19 protein-coding genes are annotated in these 22,282 nt (G+C 43.2%); 12 read left to right on the top strand and 7 right to left on the bottom strand.

Annotated elements, in window-relative coordinates:
* Positions 1 to 31: 31 nt before the first annotated feature.
* Entirely contained in the window at positions 32 to 775 is a 744-nt protein-coding gene (locus tag ACYTPF_RS00215) for a YciK family oxidoreductase (protein WP_179983409.1), read from the bottom strand.
* Between the two features lie 320 nt (positions 776 to 1,095).
* On the opposite strand from ACYTPF_RS00215, the gene ACYTPF_RS00210 reads away from it, so the two are divergent.
* The 4 genes from ACYTPF_RS00210 to ACYTPF_RS00195 all read left to right on the top strand — a co-directional run bounded on the left by ACYTPF_RS00210 (position 1,096) and on the right by ACYTPF_RS00195 (position 8,344).
* A complete protein-coding gene (locus tag ACYTPF_RS00210) occupies positions 1,096 to 3,693 on the top strand; it encodes a VolA/Pla-1 family phospholipase (RefSeq protein ID WP_461850776.1) in 2,598 nt (865 codons plus the stop codon).
* Between the two features lie 240 nt (positions 3,694 to 3,933).
* Positions 3,934 to 6,459, top strand: coding sequence for an acylase (locus ACYTPF_RS00205; RefSeq protein ID WP_461850775.1), 2,526 nt, complete (start codon positions 3,934 to 3,936; stop codon positions 6,457 to 6,459).
* Between the two features lie 119 nt (positions 6,460 to 6,578).
* A complete protein-coding gene (gene sohB / locus ACYTPF_RS00200; protein ID WP_461850774.1) occupies positions 6,579 to 7,619 on the top strand; it encodes a protease SohB in 1,041 nt (346 codons plus the stop codon).
* A 101-nt stretch (positions 7,620 to 7,720) separates the two neighbouring features.
* Positions 7,721 to 8,344, top strand: coding sequence for a TetR/AcrR family transcriptional regulator (locus ACYTPF_RS00195; RefSeq protein ID WP_179983413.1), 624 nt, complete (start codon positions 7,721 to 7,723; stop codon positions 8,342 to 8,344).
* Between the two features lie 97 nt (positions 8,345 to 8,441).
* Here ACYTPF_RS00195 and ACYTPF_RS00190 read toward each other — a convergent pair whose 3' ends face one another.
* Positions 8,442 to 8,777, bottom strand: coding sequence for a hypothetical protein (locus ACYTPF_RS00190; protein ID WP_461850773.1), 336 nt, complete (start codon positions 8,775 to 8,777; stop codon positions 8,442 to 8,444).
* A 249-nt stretch (positions 8,778 to 9,026) separates the two neighbouring features.
* Between ACYTPF_RS00190 and ACYTPF_RS00185 the strand changes: the two genes are divergently transcribed.
* Both ACYTPF_RS00185 and ACYTPF_RS00180 read left to right on the top strand, forming a co-directional pair.
* Positions 9,027 to 9,788 carry a Nif3-like dinuclear metal center hexameric protein gene (locus ACYTPF_RS00185; protein WP_461850772.1) on the top strand — a complete coding sequence of 254 codons (762 nt, stop codon included), beginning with the start codon at positions 9,027 to 9,029 and terminating at the stop codon, positions 9,786 to 9,788.
* Positions 9,789 to 9,803: 15 nt separating this feature from the next.
* Entirely contained in the window at positions 9,804 to 10,556 is a 753-nt protein-coding gene (locus tag ACYTPF_RS00180; protein ID WP_461850770.1) for a methyltransferase, read from the top strand.
* Between the two features lie 44 nt (positions 10,557 to 10,600).
* Here the strand turns inward: ACYTPF_RS00180 and ACYTPF_RS00175 are convergent, their stop codons facing one another.
* The gene (locus tag ACYTPF_RS00175; RefSeq protein WP_461850769.1) at positions 10,601 to 11,596 is read right to left on the bottom strand and encodes a 2-hydroxyacid dehydrogenase; all 996 of its coding nucleotides are present in this window, start codon (positions 11,594 to 11,596) and stop codon (positions 10,601 to 10,603) included.
* A gap of 199 nt (positions 11,597 to 11,795) precedes the next feature.
* Positions 11,796 to 12,278, bottom strand: coding sequence for a glutathione peroxidase (locus ACYTPF_RS00170; protein WP_461850768.1), 483 nt, complete (start codon positions 12,276 to 12,278; stop codon positions 11,796 to 11,798).
* A gap of 88 nt (positions 12,279 to 12,366) precedes the next feature.
* Here ACYTPF_RS00170 and ACYTPF_RS00165 point away from each other — a divergent pair, with 88 nt between their 5' ends.
* Positions 12,367 to 13,236 (top strand): NAD(P)-dependent oxidoreductase, encoded by an 870-nt coding sequence (locus tag ACYTPF_RS00165; RefSeq protein WP_179983418.1) that lies wholly within the window; start codon positions 12,367 to 12,369, stop codon positions 13,234 to 13,236.
* A gap of 56 nt (positions 13,237 to 13,292) precedes the next feature.
* Here the strand turns inward: ACYTPF_RS00165 and ACYTPF_RS00160 are convergent, their stop codons facing one another.
* Positions 13,293 to 14,894, bottom strand: coding sequence for a response regulator (locus ACYTPF_RS00160; protein ID WP_461851516.1), 1,602 nt, complete (start codon positions 14,892 to 14,894; stop codon positions 13,293 to 13,295).
* A 238-nt stretch (positions 14,895 to 15,132) separates the two neighbouring features.
* Here ACYTPF_RS00160 and ACYTPF_RS00155 point away from each other — a divergent pair, with 238 nt between their 5' ends.
* From ACYTPF_RS00155 to gmhB, 4 genes are all read left to right on the top strand, one after another.
* Positions 15,133 to 16,287 (top strand): acyl-CoA dehydrogenase family protein, encoded by a 1,155-nt coding sequence (locus ACYTPF_RS00155; RefSeq protein WP_179983419.1) that lies wholly within the window; start codon positions 15,133 to 15,135, stop codon positions 16,285 to 16,287.
* Positions 16,288 to 16,348: 61 nt separating this feature from the next.
* Complete coding sequence (locus ACYTPF_RS00150; protein ID WP_461851515.1) at positions 16,349 to 17,479, top strand: enoyl-CoA hydratase/isomerase family protein; 1,131 nt, start codon at positions 16,349 to 16,351, stop codon at positions 17,477 to 17,479.
* 230 nt (positions 17,480 to 17,709) lie between these two features.
* On the top strand, positions 17,710 to 18,582 hold the full coding sequence (locus ACYTPF_RS00145) for a putative RNA methyltransferase (RefSeq protein WP_461850767.1): 873 nt from the start codon (positions 17,710 to 17,712) through the stop codon (positions 18,580 to 18,582).
* A gap of 4 nt (positions 18,583 to 18,586) precedes the next feature.
* Entirely contained in the window at positions 18,587 to 19,147 is a 561-nt protein-coding gene (gene gmhB / locus ACYTPF_RS00140; protein WP_461850766.1) for a D-glycero-beta-D-manno-heptose 1,7-bisphosphate 7-phosphatase, read from the top strand.
* Positions 19,148 to 19,237: 90 nt separating this feature from the next.
* Here gmhB and ACYTPF_RS00135 read toward each other — a convergent pair whose 3' ends face one another.
* Positions 19,238 to 20,764 carry a DUF3413 domain-containing protein gene (locus tag ACYTPF_RS00135; RefSeq protein ID WP_179983422.1) on the bottom strand — a complete coding sequence of 509 codons (1,527 nt, stop codon included), beginning with the start codon at positions 20,762 to 20,764 and terminating at the stop codon, positions 19,238 to 19,240.
* Between the two features lie 8 nt (positions 20,765 to 20,772).
* Positions 20,773 to 20,991: a YejL family protein gene (locus tag ACYTPF_RS00130; protein ID WP_179983423.1), complete on the bottom strand. Its 219-nt coding sequence runs from the start codon at positions 20,989 to 20,991 to the stop codon at positions 20,773 to 20,775.
* Positions 20,992 to 21,151: 160 nt separating this feature from the next.
* Between ACYTPF_RS00130 and yejK the strand changes: the two genes are divergently transcribed.
* Positions 21,152 to 22,258 (top strand): nucleoid-associated protein YejK, encoded by a 1,107-nt coding sequence (yejK, locus tag ACYTPF_RS00125; protein WP_461850765.1) that lies wholly within the window; start codon positions 21,152 to 21,154, stop codon positions 22,256 to 22,258.
* The last annotated feature ends 24 nt before the right edge of the window (positions 22,259 to 22,282 follow it).

The following is a 22,282-nucleotide window of genomic DNA, read 5'->3' as shown; positions in this document are numbered from 1 at the left end:
TTTTGTTTAAAGAAGCATGAAAATTAATTGACTACTTTGGCTGGCAATCTAGAGACTGACCATTTACTTCCTTACTTTCATCACCCATTAGGTAAAGATACATAGGCATAATATCTTCTGGTGTTTTTAATGTTTCTGGGTTTTCTGCAGGAAAAGCTTGTGCACGCATATGAGTGCGGGTACCGCCTGGATTAATACAGTTGAAACGCAGCGACTTGTTCTGGTATTCATCAGCGAGGGTTTGCATTACACCTTCTGTAGCGAACTTCGATACAGCGTATGTTCCCCAAAATGCGCGACCTTTTCTTCCTACACTCGATGTAGTGAAAATAACTGATGCGTTTTCGGCTTTTTCTAATGCCGGGATAAGCGCCTGCGTCATATAAACCATACCATTTAGGTTTACTTGCATTACGTCTTGCCACTCTTGTGCATCAATATCTTTAAATGCACTTAGGTGACCTAAAATGCCGGCATTGTGAAGGACACCATCTAATCGACCAAATTGGTCAATAATGGTCTGCGTCATCTGTTGATAATGAGAGGGTGTTGCACCTTTTATATCTAAAGGAACAATGGCAGGTTCCTGACCGCCGGCTGCGATTATATCGTCGTACACGGCCTCAAGTTTAGATACGGTACGACCTAATAAAATACAAATAGCGCCATGCTCGGCATAAGTCTTTGCAGCTTGTGCACCAATCCCATCGCCAGCCCCGGTGATAAGAATAACTTTATCGCGTAATAAATTCGCTGGTGCGTTGTAATCGTTCATCGTCTTCCTTTAAAAGATTAATTTGTATCGCGTTGCGTGGGGCGTTAATACCCAGCTAAGAATATAACTGCAGATGATACCCAGCCTAGCGTACAAGTAAAACAATGAATGAAAAATTCTTCAAACGTAAAAAAAGTTAACAAAAGTAGTTAACAAAACTTTGCAAAGTTGCAACAAAGTCAATAAGATTGAGGAAGATACAACTGGTCTAACATGTTTAAAACTATCAACTACACCTGTAAAGACAGGGTAGACCAAGCTACTTTTAATAAAGTTAGGTTTTAGACACAGAATAACAACAATGCTTGTAGGGAGTAGAGATGAGAAAACTCGTATTAAGTTCCAGTGTGGCCCTTGCGCTGGGTCTAGCAGGCTGTGGTGGCTCCGATGAAACCCTTTCCGACATTCAAGCCGAAACAGAAGTTCAAACACCATTTTCACGAATTGTTTTCGACCCAGCTAACGGGAACCTAAACATTCCTAACGACCTTCTAATGCTTCCGGGCGACGATGGTTTCTTTGATTACACACTGAATATACCGGTCGATGACCCTACAGATTTTGCTGACCCGCAGAATGCTCTTAACGTGTTAGACGGTTGGTCAACTCAACACCCGTTTGTTATTAACGTAGATACGCCTGTCGGCGCATCGCTTGACGAAAGCTCGCTAGCATCTGGCGTCTTATTATTTGAGGCAACATTAGGGCTTGATCAAAGTGACCCGGAATGTGCGCAAGTAACTACGCCCTCTGCAGGATGTAAGCTTGGTGATCAACTTACCTTTGGCGTCGATTACGTACTTAGCCTAGCCGATAGTAACACCATAACTTTTGTTCCTTTAAAGCCACTGAAACCTGCTCAGGGTTATATGCTGGTTATGACCACAGATTTAAAAGATTCGTCTGGCAAATCAGTACAGGGCTCAACTACGTGGGACTTAGTAAGACAAGATATCAACACTAACCCTTTATCCAGTGATGCACAGCTTCAAATACAGGGGTTAGTTAATTCATTAGTTAATCCTGTAATAGGCGCCGGTTATGACCGTGAAGACATTACTTATGTCTCTGCCTTTACCACTCAGTCTACCGCCAACTCTCTTGATACTATTAAAAAGGTAATGATAAGCGGTTTTGCACAACTTGCCGCCGGGGGCGACCCGTCAGCAGCTGCTGCACTTCCAGCTATTACCGTCAGCGATGTGTCTGCAGCGCCAAACGCGATGGAAGCACTTGGTCTAGTTAACGAAACTGTAGTAGCGGGCGCGGTTGAACTTGGTAAACAAGGTCTGCCTGATAATGTTCAAGCGGCTATTGATGCAACTGACTTCAGTCTACTCGAAACTTGTGCAGGCCTTGCTGGTACTGTGTCAGGTCAACTATCTGCTCAGTGGGGGGCGTTGAACGAATTTGCTGTTGGCGTATCAACAGGCATTCTAGCGCAAGCAGGTCCATTCTGCGCAGCGCAACGTTATGAAGGTAACATCGCTTTGCCTTATTTCTTAGGTGTACCAAGTGCTGAAAACCCATTGGCGCCGGTAAATGATTTTTGGAAAGCAGCGTGCGACAGCGGCATTGTGTTAGCTGGCGCACCGCAAGAGTTACTAGCTGATGCTCAGCCAGGTCCGAATGCCGAAATGTGTAATTCCCTTGGTCTTGCTGATGTTCGTATAAACGGCGAAATGCTAGACAGCGCGAGAAACATTACCAAGTTTAACCCGTATCCACAGCCAACGGGCGGAAATATGGGTACTGAAACGTTAGACGTGCAGGTAACTATTCCAGATCCTGCAATTGCGGGCGCTCTAGGCTTCCCAATTAGCATGCCTGAAGCTGGTTGGCCAGTAGTTATTTTGGCCCACGGTATCACCAGTAAAAAAGAGGACATGCTTGCGATTACCGGTACTTTATCTCTAGCAGGTATTGCTTCAGTGGCTATTGATCAGCCTTTACACGGGAGCCGAGGCTTCGACCTTGATGGTGACGGTACTGATGACTTAAACGCTACAAGCGTTAGCGCTACGCACTATATGAACCTTGCAAGCCTACCCACTGCCCGTGATAACTTGCGTCAAAGTGTATCTGACTTGCTAGGCCTGCGTTTAGGGCTTAATGCTGTTGTAGATACAACCGCTGCACAAAATGTCAAATTTGATATGTCACGTGTGTCTGTTATGGGTGTGTCGCTAGGTGCAATGACTGGTGGTAATTTTGCTGCGGTTGCAAACACATCAATGGGTGGCGATTTAGCAGCACTTGATGGCATGTTCGCTGTTAGACAAGCTTCCCTTGAATCTCCAGGAGGTGGCGTAGCGCAATTCTTATTAGAGTCTCCATCATTCGGACCTCTAATTAAAGGCTTGTTGCTTTCACAGGCGTCAGAAGACTTTGTTGCATTGCTAAACCAACTGTATGAAACAACTGATGTCACTGAAGAGCAGCTTAGCGCGGCGGTTACTATTTTTGAAGATAATCTAACTGCAGAGCAAGCTGCTGAAGTAAATGCAGTATTTGCAGAATTCGCATTCGCTGCGCAAACAGTAATGGATGCGGGTGACCCAACTAACTATGCACAAACGTTAGGAAGTAATACACCTGTTCACATGATGACGGTTGTAGGTGATGGTAGCGAAGAAAACCTACCTGATCAGGTTATTCCAGTTTCAACAGCATTGCCTCTGTCAGGTCAACTTCCACTAGCAGCGACAATCGGTTTAGAGCAAGTCACTACTACTCAAGGTCCAGGTACAGACCCAATTAGCGGTGTTGTTCTGTTTAATAGCGGTGCACATGCTTCTAGCTTGAGCCCTGCAGCAAGCGCAGCGGTAACCACAGAAATGCAAAAAGAAGTAGCAGGGTATATTGCGTCTGACGCACTAGCGCTTCCAATTTCAGATGAGAGTGTTGTTGCGAACTAGACACCTATAGTTTGTTAGACAAAGCAGTTTTACACCTGCTTACATTTTAATGAGTTAAAGCCGGCTTCAATGCCGGCTTTTTCGTCTTTACGACTTAAATGTTATTTGTATGTAGTTGTATGTTAATGTAGTGTAAATTAAAGGTCCGATCAGTCTTATTGACAATAGAAGTCAACGTGTTGAATAAACATAACTTACGAAAAAACGGACTATTTCATTCATCATTAGGGAATATTTGCGATGACCAATCAAGGCTCATTTAATACTAAACGAACGCTTATTGCGTTTACACTTGCCGGGCTATTAACCGCATGTGGCGATAACGACAACGATTTTTCAAATATAGAGCAACCAGCGCCACCCACGGCCACTACACCTGAACCAGCGCCTTCACCTATTCCTGCTTTTGCACCGGACGGTACTTTGTCGGCTGACATAACATGGACGACCTACGGTGTTCCGCATGTAAAAGCTGATAACCTTGAGAGCATGGCCTATGGGGTGGGGTACGCATTTGCAAGAGACAACCTTTGCGTACTGGCTGACCAGATTGTTAAATACAACTCAGAGCGTGCCAAGTTTTTCGGCCCAGACCAAGTGCCTGGTAGCGGCGACTCTGAGCACCTTATCAACGACTTTGGCTTTTTAACACTTGGTATTAGGGATCTCGCTGAAGAGAATTTACCACGTCTGTCTACAAATTCTCGCGCAATGTTTAAGGGTTATACGGCAGGGTATAACAGATACTTAAATGAAACACCTTTAGAAGAGCAAGATCAAAGCTGTGCAGGACAGCCTTGGGTAACAGAAATTGATAGCGTTGACCTTTTAACATACTCCTTAGGCGTGGCGCTTTTACCCGGCGCTGCTAACTTTTTAGGCCCAATGTTTGTTGCTGCGCCACAAGGTGAGAGCTATTTACCAACTCCAGCCGAGTCATCAAGTGAAGTTGCCTCTTCAATAAGAATATCGCCGACAGTAGGGTTGCCAGATAGAAATCCTCAGGAAATGGGGTCTAACGGGTGGGGGTTAGGAAGCGATAAAACGACAAATGGGAAGGGAATGGTATTAGGTAACCCCCATTTTCCTCACACCGGAAACTTGCGTTTTTGGAACTTCCACGCTCAAGTTCCTGGCCATCTAAACGTAACCGGTAGCTCGCTTACGGGTTTACCAGGTGCAGTAAACATTGGTTTCAATGAAAACGTAGCCTGGACCCACACATTCTCCACTGCTGAGCATTTTGTTGTGTATCAGCTAACCCTTGATGAAGATGATTCATCAGGCCTTACCCATTTAGTTGATGGAAGCAAACGCACTATCTATGAAAAAAACCTTCAAATTGACGTTGCAGTAGGTGGCGGGCAAACCATTAAACTGAATAAGACTGCCTATTACACGAACTACGGTCCAATGATTGAAGTTCCAGGTAATTTTGATTGGAATGCTAACAATGCGTTTGCTATTAAAGACGCTAACCTGCCTAACTTTGATATTGTTGATCATTGGCTGGCTATGAATATGGCCACATCAATGGTTGAGTTTAAGCAGGCGTTCAAAGACTATGACGGGGTTATTTTTAATAACACCATGGCTGCGTCGGCTGACGGCCAAGTATTTTATATCGACGACTCTACGGTACCGAATTTAACTGAAACGGCTATTGAACAATTAACAACGAACCCGCTACTTATTCAAACGAAAGCCGCCGCTGGTTTTACCGTATTACCGGGAAATATTTCTCAGTTCGACTTCGAAGGCCCAGTTCCTTATGAAGAAGCACCAAAGTACGAGGGCTCTGACTCCATACAAAATTCAAACAATAGCTACTGGTTAACTAACCTAAACTCACCCATTGTTGTCAGTAATCCGCTATTTGGTAATGTGGAGAATCAACAGTCATTGCGCTCACGTATGGGGCAGCAGTTTATTGAAAATGAGGCTGGGAGTGATGGTACTTTCACACCCGAGGAAGTTGAAGGGCTATTACTTAATAACCGAAGCTATCTAGCTGAGAATATATTGCCATCTTTGCTTGAACTATGCGCCGAGCAAGGTGATACGCCAGTAAACGTAGACGGAGTAAGTGTTGATGTATCACAAGCCTGTGCAGCCTTAGAGGACTGGGACGGTACAATGAACCTTACGAGTACTGGTGCACATGTTTTCAGAGAATTTGCCTTTCAGTTTAACCAAGCTCCGCAGTGGGAAGTACCGTTTTCTCTTGATGCCCCCGTGACTACGCCATCGGGTTTAGTAAAAAATGATACTACTTTAGAGCAATTGGCGCGAGCTACGCAGGTCATCGAACAGGCTGGGGTAGCATTTGATGCCCCACTCGGTGAAGTGCAATTTGTCGAGCGTAGCTTGCCAGACGGCTCTGCCTCAGGTGTTAAACTACCGTGGGCGGGTGCTCATAATATTGAAGGTGGCTTTAACGTATTTGATGTAAGAAGCAACAGTAATGGTACACAGTTACCAAGACATAGCTACGAAACAATTAACAGTAATACGGCGATGAGTGCTGAAGCTGAGGGCTATCACATTAACTATGGCACAAGTTGGGCAATGGTTATCAACTTCACTGATGAAGGGCCAAGGGGTCGAGGTATATTAACTTACTCACAGTCTCGTAAGTTTGGCAGTGACCATTTCTTAGACCAGACCCAGCTTTATTCTACACAGCCTACACTTCGGGATATCTATTTCACTGATGAAGAGATTGAAGCAAATAAGATTGAGCAGGTTAACCTATCGTCAGAATAAGATGAGACTGGTATTATAACGCAATTACATCAGCGGCTTTGCCTTAAATTGGGTAAGGCCGCTCTTTACGTTGTGGGTAAACAACGTTGCTTACCCGTTTATTTTACTAGGAGTAAAGTTTGGAGTTTTTGTACGAATACGGTTTGTTTGTTGCCAAAGCAGTAACGTTAGTTATCGCCTTCGTTGTTGTTGTATCAACCATTGTTGGTGTAGCAAGTAAACAGAAGCAGGGGAAAGGGCAACTCGAAATCGTGTCTATTTCTGAGCAATTAAAGGACATTACAAACTACGCTAAAGAAGTCCTTTTAGATAAAAACGCATTAAAAAAGTTAGCTAAAGAACAGAAGAAAGAGGCCAAAGCGAAGAGCAAGGCTAAAAACAAAGCGACAGATCAGGAGGACGAGTCAAAGAAGTCTCGTTTATATGTTATAGACTTTAAAGGGTCTATGGATGCCAATGAGGTCGAGCACCTGCGTGAAGAGATCACCGCTATTTTATGTGTGGCAAATAAAGAAGACGAAGTTTTAGTACGCCTTGAGAGTGGCGGTGGCGTAGTACATGGTTATGGACTTGCTGCGTCGCAATTACAGCGCATTAAAGAAAAGGGTCTGAAATTGACCATTGCCGTAGATAAAGTTGCGGCAAGCGGTGGCTATATGATGGCGTGTGTTGCCGATACATTGTTGGCGTCACAGTTTGCGTATATCGGTAGTATTGGTGTTCTAGCTCAGCTACCTAATTTCAATAAATTGTTGAAGAAAAACGATATAGAATTTGAGCAGCATACTGCCGGAGAGTTTAAGCGTACGCTAACGATTTTTGGCGAAAATAACGATGAAGGCCGCGCCAAGTTCAGAGAGGAAATTGAAGAGATTCATGTGCTCTTTAAAGATTTTGTGCAAAGTCAGCGTCCTGAAATGGATATAGATAAAGTAGCTACTGGTGAGTATTGGCCAGGAGTTAAAGCAAAAGCACTTGGCTTGGTTGACGACATCACCACCTCCGATGACTACATTCTTTCGCATTACCCGGCACGCGAAATTTTCAGCGTTAAGTATGCTGTTAAGAAAAATGTTGCGGAAAAGCTGGGTATGTCGGCAGCTAATGTTGCTGAGCGTGTGTTTATGAAAAGCATGAACAAAGCGCGTCATTGGTTTTAATAGCTATAAACCATCTGTGTTTGTTGCGGCATGAACATAACACCGTTAATAAGCACAGATGGGCGTAAAATTTTTAACCGACAAAAGATAATAAAAAGAATATGGCACGGCATACTAAAAACGATATATTAGATGCGGCGGAATACTTGTTTTCTCAAAGTGGGTTTACCCAAACCTCGATGCGGGAAATTACTGCCAGAGCAGAAGTAAATTTAGCGTCGGTTAATTACCATTTTGGTAGTAAGAAAAACTTAATACAAGCGGTGTTTAAGCGATACTTTGATGAGCTTATGCCACAAGTTAAGACTTGCTTAGACGCTCTCCCGCCTATTGAAGGCGCTAAAGGCGTTGAGCAGCTTTTATATTCGCTTATTCCCCCTATGTTAAATCTTAATGCTATATCTGAGCAGGGCACGGCCACCTTTGTAAAATTGCTCGGCCGGGGATACAACGAAACACAAGGGCACTTGCGTAAGTTCCTAATGCATGATTATGGTGACTGTATACGCGCCCTCGTAGATGCTATCAGGCGCTGTTTACCTGAACTTCCAGAAGAAGAGTTATTCTGGCGACTGCATTTTGCTATGGGAAGTTTTGTCTTTTCGATGGCATCGAGTCAGGCATTAACAGAAATCGCTGAATCCGATTTTCATAAGCACGTAGATATAAAAGAAGTCATCCAGCATCTTGTGCCATTTGTCGCGCAGGGACTTGCCGGTAAATAAACCACTTCTACAGCTAACGTAAGAACAAAGCGCTAGTCCCCTCAAATGGAGACTAGGCATAGTGTGAAATAAGCGTTATAAAAAATGCTTGTTGAAGCTAGCGAGGAAGGGTCGCGCCAGGTGCTTCAGCGTTTAGCTTCTCAGCCCAAAAATCCTTAACCGAAAAACCTGATTTGTTGGAAGCCGGTGCTTTTTTCTTAGCAGGTTTGGCTTTTGCTTTGGATTCGCTTTTCTCTTTCTTTGCTTCTATTGTTTCAGACGAATTCGATGCTAGCGATTCTGCCATTTCCTGAAGCTGTGCTAAGCGCATATTTTTTCCGCCATCTACGCTGTACCAACCGCTCTTACTTTCAATAGTCGGCGCTTTGCCATTAGCTTTTTTATAGGCTTCAGTAAAAGCCGCGATAACTGCATCTTTGTCTAAGTTTGCCATGCTTTTTTGCTCTTTATTTTGTTAAGATGACGAACGTTTTTGTCCTGTAATACCAATAAGTGACAGCTGATTGATTAAAGCGCAACACGTTACCGATAAAACGAATTAAAAGTAGGCAGTGATTTAAACAATCCACTTTTTCCCGTTTTCCTGCGATAAGCGTTTGTCGACTTATAGGTGTTATACGAAACGTTCGCGTATTTTATAGCGTTTTTTTAACAATTTGTCTAACTTTTAACCGGAGGACTTGTGTCTATTACCCGCCTAGAACTACAAAATTATCTTGATGGAATGTTAAGGGTTAGCGAAATCAGCGATTATTGCCCAAATGGCTTACAGGTAGAGGGCACAAGCAAAATAGAGAAAATTGTGACAGGCGTAACTGCATCTCAGGCTTTAGTAGATGCGGCGATAGAAGCTAACGCCGATGCACTTATTGTGCACCATGGTTACTTTTGGAAAGGTGAATCGCAGGCTGTGACTGGCATGAAAAAGCGCCGTCTTTCTGCTTTACTAGCCAACGATCTAAATTTGTTTGCTTACCACCTTCCTTTAGATGTTCACCCAGAATTTGGTAACAATCGTCAGCTTGCGTCTCTTCTCGATGTTCAAAATGTAAGTGCAGTCAGCGGTGTAAAACCTGTGGGTGTTGTTATGCAAGGAAATTTTGAGGAAGCAATTGAAGGTGCGGTGTTACAAGATAAGTTGCAGCAGCTGTTAGGACGAGATGTGCTAATTGAAGGGCCTGTTTCAAAACCAATTACGACACTTGCTTGGTGCACTGGCGGAGGTCAGGGATTCATAGAACAAGCGGTTGAGTTAGGTGTAGATGCATTTATTACCGGTGAAGTATCTGAGCAAACGGTGCATACAGCAAGAGAAATGGGTATTACCTTTTTTGCGGCTGGCCACCATGCTACCGAGCGCTACGGCGTGAAGTCTTTAGGTGAACATATTGAGCAGCAATTCGACGTACCTGTTGAGTTTATTGATATCGATAACCCTGCATAGCGAAGTTTGTAGTATATGAATAACGATCGTATCTTCGACGGTATTGCTGAGAAGTTCTCAAACAACATTTACGGGACAACCAAGGGCAAATTGCGGCACACATTATTATGTGATGTTCTTGAACCTTATTTAAAAGCGCCGCTTCGAGCCATCGAAATAGGTGGGGGCACAGGAGTAATGACGGCTCATATAGCCGCGAAAGGACATGCTGTTGTGCTCACCGATGCGTCAAAAGATGTGCTTAATCAAGCGGAGTCTTTACTTTCTGATGCGCCAAATATACAAATACGGCATCAATATTTACAACAAATAGAAGACCTAAGTGATTTTGATTTTGTGGTTTGTCATGCGGTTCTAGAATGGCTAGATGCGCCCTTTGATGCTATAGATTTTATGTATAGCAATATGAAACCCGGAGCGCGCTTAAGCTTGAGTTTCTTTAATCAAGATGCGAATTTATTTGCCAATGCCATTTACGGTAATTTTGATTATATCGCCAAAGGAATGAAGGCGAAAAAGCAGGTGAGACTTAATCCCGACCAGCCGCTAAGCGCAATGCGAGTAGTTGAGTATTGTGAGTCGTTAGGCTTTAACATACTAGAAAAAGCTGGCATTCGCTGTTTTCACGATTATATGCGGGATATTACGCATCAAAGTAGCAAATTTAGCGATCTACTTGCTCTTGAACGACAGTATCACCAGCAGGAGCCCTATTTGTGGCTAGGAAAATACTTTCAACTCATTCTTGAAAAGCCACAAGACGGTTGAGTTTACAGGCAGCGTTGACGTATTGGGTTTATCCTAAAAACTGCTTACAGTGTATTGTCACCGGTAAGGATGTTTTTAAGCGTCGTTACCGCAATTTCATTCAATGCCTCATAAGTGAAAAAGCCCTGGTGCCCCGTTATCAATACATTGGGAAAGGTTGTTAAACGCTGAAAGGTGTCGTCTTGTATGATTTCCTGTGAATGGTCACTGAAAAAGAGTTCAGACTCTCTTTCGTAAACATCTAACCCTAAATAGCCAATCTGTTTCGACTTAAGCCCTTTTATAATGGCAGTATCATCAACAAGCCCGCCGCGTGATGTATTGATTAGCATTACGCCCGCCGGCATTTTCGCTATGCTGTCAGCATTGATAATGTGATAACTCTTTTCATTGAGCGGGCAGTGCAACGTAACAATGACGCTTTGTTCCAACAGTTCGTTTAGCGGAACATATTGGGCTCCCAAAGCGATCACATCATCATCCTGGCTTGGGTCAAAACAAAGAACCTTACATCCAAACCCTAACAGTATGCGGATGACGGCTTTACCAATCTTTCCTGTACCTACAACGCCCACCGTTTTGCCGTGTATGGTGAAGCCCATTAAGCCGTTTAGGCTAAAGTTACTTTCTCTAACACGATTATAGGCTTTATGGGTTTTTCGGTTTAAGGTCAGAATGAGTGCGAGCGTGTGTTCAGCTACCGTTTCAGGGCTATAAGCAGGCACGCGACTTACTGCTATGTTAGCTTCAGCAGCAGCGCTAACATCTACATTATTGTAACCTGCGCAGCGAAGCGCGATATGTTTAACACCACAGTCTTTTAGCACTTTGATGGTTGCGGCATTTACATCGTCGTTCACAAAGACAACCACATCACTATATCCCTTACAGCTTATAGCAGTTGATGGATTAAGTGGGTGCTCGAAAAAAGTGCCCTTAATGCTTTGGTTATTGGCGCTATTGTGGTTTTCTAATAGCTGTGAAAATACCACTTGCTCATAAGGGCGAGTACTAAAAAAGGCAATATGATTATTTTGCATAGTATTTCCACACGTGTACGTATTTTCATTTGGCGTAGTTTTCACTTTACTACCCAACTGCTAATGCACTATATAGTGCCAACAATGCGTAATAAATTAGCACGCTACTATTTGAGCTGTGTAGACACAGATCAACAAAATAATAGTAGCGTCAGTCGACCCAGAGCACTTCAGTTGCACTCAAGTTAGGGCGTAGGATCTATGCCCCTAAAAGTTTAACAATATCTTTTTCAATAGACTCTGGCTTTACGGTAGGCGCGTAGCGTTTTAGGACTTTACCTTCAGCATTGACCAAGAACTTAGTGAAATTCCACTTTATACGTTTAGTTCCCAATAGCCCGGGGGCATCTTGTTTTAGCGCTTCAAAAAGCGGGTTTGCATCTGGCCCATTAACATTTGTCTTTTTAAAAAGCGGAAATGACACGCCAAAAGTTAGACTGCAAAATTGTGCAATAACGCTATCACTTCCGGGTTCTTGGTGGCCAAATTGGTCGCATGGAAACCCTAGTACCTCAAACCCCCGGTCTTTATATTTTTTATAAAGCGCTTCAAGCCCTTCATATTGAGGTGTAAAGCCACATTTACTGGCGGTATTAACAATAAGCAGTACTTTCCCTTTGTATTGCTCAAGTGTAGTTTGCTCGCCGTTATTCAATGTAATTGGGTGAGTATAGAGTTCCAAATTTATATTCCTATGTTTTTGTTTTTGTTAAGTCTGTTACTCTTACGTAATGCAAACCTATTTAATTGGCATCTAGAGTATATTCTGTATGAGTAATTTGAAAGTGAGTTTTTTGGGCTTGGGTGTAATGGGATTTCCTATGGCAGGGCACCTTAGCAAAGCGGGTTATTCTGTTACTGTGTATAACCGTACGGCGAAAAAGGCACAAGATTGGCTAGCCGCCTATTGCAACGCTGACGCTAGTGCGTGTAATTCTGTGGCTGAAGCGGTTAAAGACGCAGATATCGTTTTTATGTGCGTAGGTAATGACAATGATGTGAGAGATGTTGGTACGCAAGCACTAGAGATAATGAAAGCAGGTAGCGTGCTGGTCGATCACACAACCGCATCAGCTGATGTAGCGAGAGAGCTTTACGCAAGCTGTAACGATAAACAAATTGGATTTTTAGATGCGCCAGTGTCTGGAGGGCAGGCTGGGGCTGAAAATGGTCAACTGACTATCATGGTTGGCGGTGATGAAGCGGTTTTCGCTCAAGTAGAGCCAGTAATGGCACATTATGCTCGCCATAGTCAGTTGCTGGGTAAAAGCGGCAGCGGTCAGCTTGCAAAGATGATGAATCAGATTTGTATTGCCGGTATTGTGCAGGGCTTAGCCGAGGCGCTTCACTTCGGCCAACGCGCTGGACTAGATTGTAACGCAGTCATCGATGTTATAAGCAAAGGCGCTGCGCAGTCTTGGCAGATGGAAAACAGAGCCAGCACCATGTTGAACAACAGTTTTGATTTTGGTTTCGCTGTAGATTGGATGCGCAAAGACCTAAACATTGCGCTTGATGAAGCGCGTAAAAACGGGTCTACCTTGGCGCTCACCGCCCTTGTTGACCAATATTATTCTGATGTACAAAAGCTTGGTGGTGGCCGTTGGGACACTTCCAGCTTACTTACTCGTTTAAAATAGTCTCTTTTTGAGCGTAGGTTGCTGTAATGTAAAAAAGCACTAGCACTTTAAATAAACTAAAGTGCTTGCTCTTGTGCGGACAAAGTAAGCTGTTCTAAACGGGTCCTATTTGTCTCGTTCAGCGGCAATGAAGTGATTTTTTCAAGTAAAACATTGATGTTAAATTTACGGTAAACGCCTGTATCTGCTTCAATCATGCATTGAAGCAGGTTTAACCCGAAAGCTGCAGTTTCTGGCGAGAGCTGAAATGCATCGTAAAAATGCTTCATTGCTTTATCAAACATTCCTTCTATAAACAGTTGGGTGCCAGATTCATTAATAGAAATAGCCTGTTCGTGGTTTAGTCCCAATCGTTCACCACCAGTGAAAATTAACTCGTCGTTCATCACTTGTTCTGATATGGCCTGTAGTTCAGCATTTTTTTGCTTAGCCATTAACAATAACTCACCTGCTTTGCGTTCATCGCCCAGCCCGTGATGAACCTTGGCAGCAATCACTAAGACAGACGGTTCGGTACGCAGGTAATTATCAATGTGGTCACTTTCAAGCAGGTGGCTGGCTTTCTCTATATCGCCATCTAACACTGCTGAAAACGCCAGAAGGTAATCCCTTTTTTGCAGTGTTTGTGGGTCGCCTTGGCTTCTACCCGCAATACCAACTAGTTTTCTCGCTTGAGACAAGCTTTCTTTTCTGTTGGTTTCAGGTGACTCTTCTGCCAAGAACAAATAAAACTCTGCCAATTCAAAGGTAAAGTCGTTAAACCTGTCTTTAGCACTGCGGTGCATCGCACGCTTTTTTTGCAAAAGGTCTATAGCTTCAACAACTTTGTCCTGTTTTTGATACGCTAAAGTTTTTAGTTTAGCGGCGGGCAAACTCAATTCACTGAACTTTATCTCGTTAAGGTATTTTTCTACCTGTTCATAAGAATTCTGCTCAAAGGAAATAGAAGCTAGCCATTCAAATGCCTTATCCCGTGCCAGGCTCGAATTTACCATTTGGCTTAGATGGCTTTTGCAGTGTGGCCATTGCCCAGATGCGTACTGGCATTTAACTTTGCCCCATTGCGCCCACAACACTTTATCGCTGCGGGTCAGCACATCATCATAAATACTCAAAGCCCTTTGGATATCGCCGTTTTCATAAAGAAGCCTTGCATAAAGTTTTCGTATATCCGCTACAAGGCGAGGGGGGATGCCTTCTGAGATTTTGGCGCGTACTACACTGATAGCTCTTTCTAATTGTTTATTGTCTAACGAATGCAAAACGTTTTTAACAAAATCACGGTATTTTAAATAGTGATTAATTTGGCGGGTCAGTGAGGCAATAGTGTAGGGTTTGATGAGTAAAACGTCGGGTTGAAGATCCATGATCCGACCGATTATTTGAGGAGAGCGGTCCGAAGTAAGAAAGATGATTCCTGTACTCGGCCTAATAAAACCGGCTTCTCTCAAATTTTGAACCCATTCGACACCAGTTTTGCCCTGACCAAGGTGGTAGTCCATTAATAACAGTTCAAAGTTCTGTTTTCTAAGCGCCGCTTTCAATTCAACGCCAGATGCAAAGCTACTCACCGATAAATTTGCAATAGACATGAGGTGGCCCCGCAGCGCGGTTCGAGCGGTAGCATTGTCTTCTACTATGGCTATTCTAAATTCCACGGCAATCATATGAATACTTTTAATTAAAGCTAGCTTATCAGCGGCTGGGAAAAAGTGCATTATTAAAAAGGATAAGTTTTGACTACCAGCATTACTCTCAGAATCAAAATCATTCTCTCGTCACAAAATATTTACGTTATACACCCATAAATTTAAATAAATATTTACCTTTACGTTTACGTAAGGGGTAGGTATTGGTTATTGTGTTTAAAAAGCAACTCAGTTGAAGGTATGTCTAATGAACTTTGAATTAACCGATGACCAATTAGCCTTTGAAGAAACAGCTCGCCAATTTGCTCAACAAGAATTAGCGCCAAATGCCGCAATGTGGGATAGAGAGCACCATTTCCCCGTAGAGGCGATTAAAAAAGCCGGCGAATTAGGTTTTTGCGGATTGTATGCACCTGAAAGTGCGGGTGGCCTAGGCCTGTCAAGACTCGACTCTTCAATAATCTTTGAGCAGCTTTCAATGGGGTGTACTACAACTACAGCCATGTTAACTATTCACAACATGGCTACGTGGATGATAGCAACATGGGGCACCAGTAAAGTTAAAGATATGTGGTGCGAACAATTAGTCACAGGTGACAAGCTTGCCTCTTATTGCTTAACAGAGCCTGGCGCTGGATCTGATGCTGCTTCACTTAAAACTAGAGCAGCTAAAGCTGACGGTGGATATGTACTAAATGGCGCTAAAGTATTTATCTCTGGAGCAGGGAGTACAGATGTTCTCGTTGTCATGGCGCGTACCGGCGAGGATGGTCCTAAAGGCGTATCTGCATTTGCAGTCCCTGCTAATGCAGATGGTATTGAATACGGAAAAGCAGAAGAGAAAATGGGGTGGAATGCCCAGCCCACTCGTATGATCACATTTGACAATGTAAAGCTTGATGATAGCTGGTTGTTAGGTGAGGAAGGTCAAGGCTTTAAAATGGCCATGCAAGGGCTTGATGGCGGCCGAATTAATATTGCTACCTGTTCAGTAGGCACAGCACAGCAAGCGCTAAACGTAGCCCGTGATTATATGAATGAGCGCGAGCAGTTTGGTAAACCTATTGCAGGGTTCCAAGCTCTTCAATTTAAGTTAGCTGATATGGCGACTGAGTTAGTTGCGGCTAGACAGATGGTACGTATGGCAGCGTGTAAGTTAGACAATAATGACGCAGATAAAACGACGTACTGCGCTATGGCTAAACGCTTTGCAACAGACGTAGGTTTTAATGTGTGTAACGATGCGCTCCAATTACACGGCGGATACGGTTATATTAAAGAGTACCCATTAGAGCGTCACTTTAGAGATGTTCGTGTTCATCAGATACTTGAAGGTACCAACGAAATTATGCGTGTGATTATTGGGCGGCGCCTACTTTCCGATGAGCGAAGCGTTCTTTAATGCGCTTGCAACTCAGTCAGAAAAAATGCGTTTCTAGGCACAATCAATGGAGAAAGTGAATATGACAGATGCGGAGTCAGTAGTCATTGTAGATGAGTTAAAAACATCGAACGGCGACTTTACAATAGGACGTTTAACGCTTAATAAGCCAAAAGCACTGAATGCGCTGGACCTAGCGATGGCAGAAATCATGCTAAAAGCACTTCAACAGTGGCAGACGCGTAGTGATGTTGTAGCTGTGGTCATTGATGCTGCAGGTGATAAAGCGTTTTGCGCTGGTGGCGACATCGTATCTATGTACAAGTCGATGGTGGAAGCACAAGGCCAAATTCCATCGTTCTTAGAAACGTTTTTTGAAACCGAATATACCTTAGATTACACCATTCACAACTACAGCAAACCCATTGTAGTGTGGGGCAGCGGCATTGTGATGGGCGGCGGTATGGGTCTGCTATGTGGTGCTAGCCATCGCGTAGTAACCGAAACGTCGCGATTAGCTATGCCCGAAATTACTATCGGATTATACCCTGACGTAGGAGGGAGTTATTTCCTTCCCCGTCTACCTGGAAAATCAGGTTTGTTCTTAGGCTTAACAGGCGGGCAGATGAATGGTGCAGATGCCCGTTTTGTAGGCCTAGCGGATGCGCTAGTAGCTAGCTCAGAAAAAGAGACTTTGATACAAAAGCTTTCGAACTATTCATGGGATGAGATAGAAAGTAATCGTTTAAATGATTCTGTAACCTCTATTCTTGAATCTTTAAAGGCACCGGATTCTGCGCCTAGCAGCAATGTAGAGCCTAACATGGCATTCATTGATGATTTGTGTGCAGCTGATAATGTCACTGACGTAGTTAATTCAATTCTTGGCGCCGATATGAGCCAAGATAAATGGTTGTCTCGAGCACAAAGCACATTGGCAAAAGGCTCTCCGATAACTATGCATTTAGTTTATGAACAGTGTAAAAGAGGGGCGGATATGACCCTCGCTGATTGCTTTAGAATGGAAGCTAATATGTCTTGTCGCTGCGGTGAAAGTGGTGAGTTTCAGGAGGGCGTGAGAGCCCTATTGATAGATAAAGATATGTCGCCCAAATGGAAATTTGAAAGCGTAGAAGATGTGCCGCAAGATGTGGTAGAGCATTTCTTTACCTCTCCATGGCCCGAAGATAAACACCCCTTATCAGGTTTATAAATTACTTTTTTTGACAGAATGTGGAAAAGACATTTGTAAAAAATAGGCATAATTTAAATCAGCGAGCCAAGCGTAGACATCACTGATAACGTTTGGCTTTATAACCTTTGCATCTTCCTACCTTCGTACCTTTATACCTTTGTACCCTTACCGTTATTTTGCGCTGTTATTGCCGTAAAGGTGTCGATTTTGATATCCTTTAGTAAATTCACAATAACAAAGATCTCGTCATGTGGCATTGCCCACTTTGTAAATCACCTATTTTATTAAATTCAACGCCTATCCGCTGTGAAAACAATCATAGCTTCGATAAAGCAAAATCTGGCTACGTTAACTTATTACCGGTTCAGTTTAAGAAGTCGAAACTTCCGGGTGACGATAAGGATATGGTGAAAGCTCGTAGAGAGTTTCATCAATTAAACACCTATCAACCGCTGAAAGATAGGTTAATCGAGGTGGTAGGGGACTTAATTGTTGAGTCGTGCAAAGAAAAAGGGTTGGCAGAAGACGGTTCTAAACAAAGTATCTCTATTTATGATGCTGGTTGCGGAGAAGGAAGTTATTTAGACGCAATGGTTCAGGGCCTTGCGCTTAAAGGTTTTTCTATTGAGGCTGCGGGCAGTGATATATCTAAAATAGCCGTGGAGTTGGCCGCTAAGGCTTATAAACATGCTCAGTTTGTTGTAGCAAGCAGCTTTGAACTACCCCTTGAAAAGTCTACTCAAGATTTAGTGATACAGGTCTTTGCGCCTGGAAGCAACGACGAGTATGAACGGGTATTGAACAGTGAGGGGCTACTTTTAACCGTCGACCCTGCGCCTAACCATCTGTTTGAGCTTAAACAGCAAGTCTACGACACACCAAGAAAACATCAAATTGATGATGGGCCTAGAAGTGGATTTACTCGCATCCATGACGAGTGTTTTTCATTCCCCATCAATTTTGAAAGTGAAGATCACAAGATAGCGCTTATAAAGATGACCCCTTTTTATTGGAAGTTACCACACGGTAAAATCGAGTCTATTGTAGCGTCGTTAGAAAAAGTAACCGCAGACTTTCACATCCAAATTTGGAGAAAGGGCGCGACTGTTGGTGATGAGTAAATAGATGTCCAGCGATAATCAAAAAGCGCTGTTTTTAGACCGAGACGGTGTTATTAACGTTGACCACGGTTACGTAGGTAATTATGAGAATTTTGAATATGTAGAAGGTATCTTCGACGTCGTGCGCAAGTTTCAAAATGAGGGTTACCTGCCTGTAATCGTCACTAATCAAAGTGGAATAGCGCGAGGCTATTACACTGAAAAAGATTTTCATAGGTTAATGGAGCGAGTACAAAAAGATTTCGCTTCTCACGATGTAAAACATATCCCTGTTTACTATTGCCCTCACCACACCCAGGGTAGCGTAAAAAAGTTTGCTATCGAGTGCCAGTGCAGAAAACCATTGCCAGGAATGCTGTTCCAAGCTGCTAAAGAACTTGATATCGACTTGTCCAACAGCATACTCATTGGTGATAGTTGGCGAGATATAGAGGCTGCTAATGCTGCCGGTCTAACGGAAAGCTTCTATTTGTCACATAAACTTATAACTGATGAGCAGCTGAGTAAGCTTAATTCTTCTCACCGTGTATCTAACGTTACTAGACTATCTGAAATTATAAAATAGTTACGCGTAACGCTTTAAGTTTTTGTTACTAAGGAAAAAAGCAAAATGTGTTGCAGCGATAGGTTTGTCTACCGCTGCGAGAGAAAAGCTTTAGTTCTGTGTGGAAAAGCGGGATAAGTGCTTTATGGCCTGACTGAGCAAATCAATGTTCAAAGCGTCTTTACTTCGTTTGCCGGAAGTCAAATCGCTGATTTCATAGCTACCGTTACTTAGAACATCTGTCCGTTTATTTCCATGAAATACTACGATTCGCTCGCCTGAGGTACTTACTAACCAAGGGCGCGATGGTGCCAATAAGTTTTGCCCAGTAGAATAGAAGGTTGATGGTGCGTTACAACCCAAGGCATTCAATATAGTTGGTGCCAAATCTTCAGTACTTGCTAATTTACCTTTGATATCTAGCGTGCTGTAAAGTGCACCCTTACCATTTTCACTACCAAAGCCTGTCGCTATTAATACTTCATGTTTTCTATCAATAGTATTTTCAACATAGTCTTTGATATCTGAACCTTTCATAAAGGTAATGTGCAGCCCTTCATGGTTATTACTCAAAGGCTGTACATAGCCAGATAATTGAGGGAGAGGTAGTGCGACATCGCTATGTATTGATACCGGCATACCCGAACCTAAAGGTAAGGCCAATAGTACAGGGCGCTTTTGAGACAAGGCATCCTGATAAATTTCCGGTACACCAAATAAGGTTGCCGTCATTAAACCTTCAACACTGCTGGCTGTTGAATAATAATTGGCAAGGGTATTTAACGACACACCTTCAATACCACTTAAGTCAACAGCGTTATCATTATCTACTTGAACGACTACGGTAAGATTTTTATTGGTCTCAATAGAGCAATAAACTGGTTCAGCAGGATAGGTGATATTGTGAATATCAGGGTTAAATTGCAGCTGCTTTCGCTCCTCATAGGCCGCTAAGTCAAGCAAACCGTAGCGCGACATGGTGGTTTTAGCTGTCGCAGGGTAGGAAAGCGGAAACATGTTGTCTTGGGCAATAATAGGTTGATAAAGCTTGGCATCAGCCCACACATGAATAGCATGACTGGTTACAAAACAACTCACGAAAAATGTTGTAACAGGTATGCCCACTTTATAGCGCGTGAAGCGCTCAACACGCTTCCATATCGCATTAGCTAAAACTAGCTGGAAACCAAGCCAAACAATGAACAGAAGGAACAAGAAGGCCCACTGCTGCCAGCTCTCTATAGCCATTGTAGATTGTGCTTCGCTGCGCAGTAAGTCTGCAGCATGAAAGCTAATATGAAACCCAGTGCGGTTGAACAATAAAGCATCAAACGCTAAAAGTGCTAAGCCCACCGCAGCAATAATGGATGCGCTAGCTTTTATCACTCTCGGGTTATTAACCAAATAACAAAGTGGGAGAACAAAAATGACAAAGCCAAAAAAGGTCATAAACCCAATATGGCCAAACCAATTGGCTAAAAGGTACACGGTGCCGACACCTGTGCCTGGCATAGGTGATGAGAAAACAAAAATCGAGGCAATAACAATGGCGATGATAATATTCGCCAGGGCAAACCAGTGCCCCCAATTTACCAGTTTAGTAACGCGCTGGCGACGAGGTGATTCGGCAAGTATCATGCAATCCCTTAGCTTTTTGTTACGCTTTTCTTAAGTACATCGGCAAACTGTGCTGCCATGGCTTCGCGATTTTCAGGAGCAACCTGAGTATTTAAAATATGTGTAATGACGTTGCCTAACACCATAAGTGAAAGATCGCGGTTTGCACCGCCTTCTTCTAGGGTTAGAATAACGTTATTCATTAGCGTTTCGAATTCGTCGTTGCTATAGCGGCTCTGTTGGGGCATTGCTACGCCTCTTTTTTATGATTATCTTTGATAAAAAGAATGGTTTTAAACGTAAAATGATTATAATCGTTGTTTGAGTGAGTACAATCATTCATTCTAAAATCCCGCAATTCTTTGAATATTTCTGACACTTTTTAAGCAACAGGACACCAGATACTCTATGAGTGCACTGATTCATCACTTTGTTGTACATCGCTTGATTGTAAACAAAGAAGAGAAAATTGAAGCAATTCCCCGTGATAACTGCTTGGCAGTAACCCCGGAAATTGAGCTTTTAGCCCATCAAATTAACCATAGCTTCAATGCTAAACCCGGAAAAGGCGTGGGGCATTTTGTCACTGAAGTAACCCGCGAAGCGAAAGTGGAAGGTGAAGAAGGCGAAGCAATCACGCAAAAAAGCACTGAGAATGTGGCTGAGTTCGCCGAAGGCCTCAGGCAATACATGGATATTCAAAAAGAAGCGGGAGACAACGTAGAAGATGCATTTCACGCGTTTTCAGTATCGGCGACTAATCGCTTAGTACGTACTTTAGCTGATACAGGTACGGTAGAAACTGGCTTTCTTATATTCTGCCAATATGAATATCTAGCCACCCAGTATTTAATGATAGCGTTACTCAATACCCGTTCTCATGTAGAGGTAACTAATTCATTAGACCTGTCTGCCCGGGAACATTTAGATTTAGCTAAAATGCAGCTGGCCGTACGTTTCGATTTAACTCAGTGGGATATCCAGCCAGAGCAACAGCGTTACGTAAGCTTTATAAAAGGTAGAATGGGTCGCAAAGTATCTGATTTCTTTATGCAGTTTGTGGGCTGTGAAGAACTGGTTGATGTTAAGCAACAAAACAAGCAGCTAATTTCTACTGTCGATGCATATCTTGCCAGTGAGTCGTTAGACCCACAAGAGCAGCATCAGCATAGAGAAGAAGTTAAATCGTACTTCAAAGAAAAGATTGATGCAGGCGAAAGCTTGTCGGTGGATGAACTGGCAAACCGACTTCCTCAAAACGAGGAAACCAGCAGCAACTTTTCTGCCTTTACTCAGTCTATGGAAGCACCACTTGAGAAAGAAATTCAGCCCGATCCAGCAGCGTTGAAACAGCTTGCAAAGTTTACCGGTCAGGGTGGCGGGGTATCGCTTAGTTTTGAACGTAAGCTAATGGGCGACAGAGTGTTTTATGATCCGGCTACCGATACACTAACTATTCGTGGAATTCCACCTAATTTAAAAGATCAGCTTAATCGCCAATCTTCAATGGACTAGTCGCTGCGAAACCTAGATAAAAAA

Source organism: Alteromonas sp. HB246098, from assembly GCF_054890645.1.
Note: the sequence above shows the minus strand (reverse complement) of the source record. Positions and strands in the feature narration are given on the sequence as shown.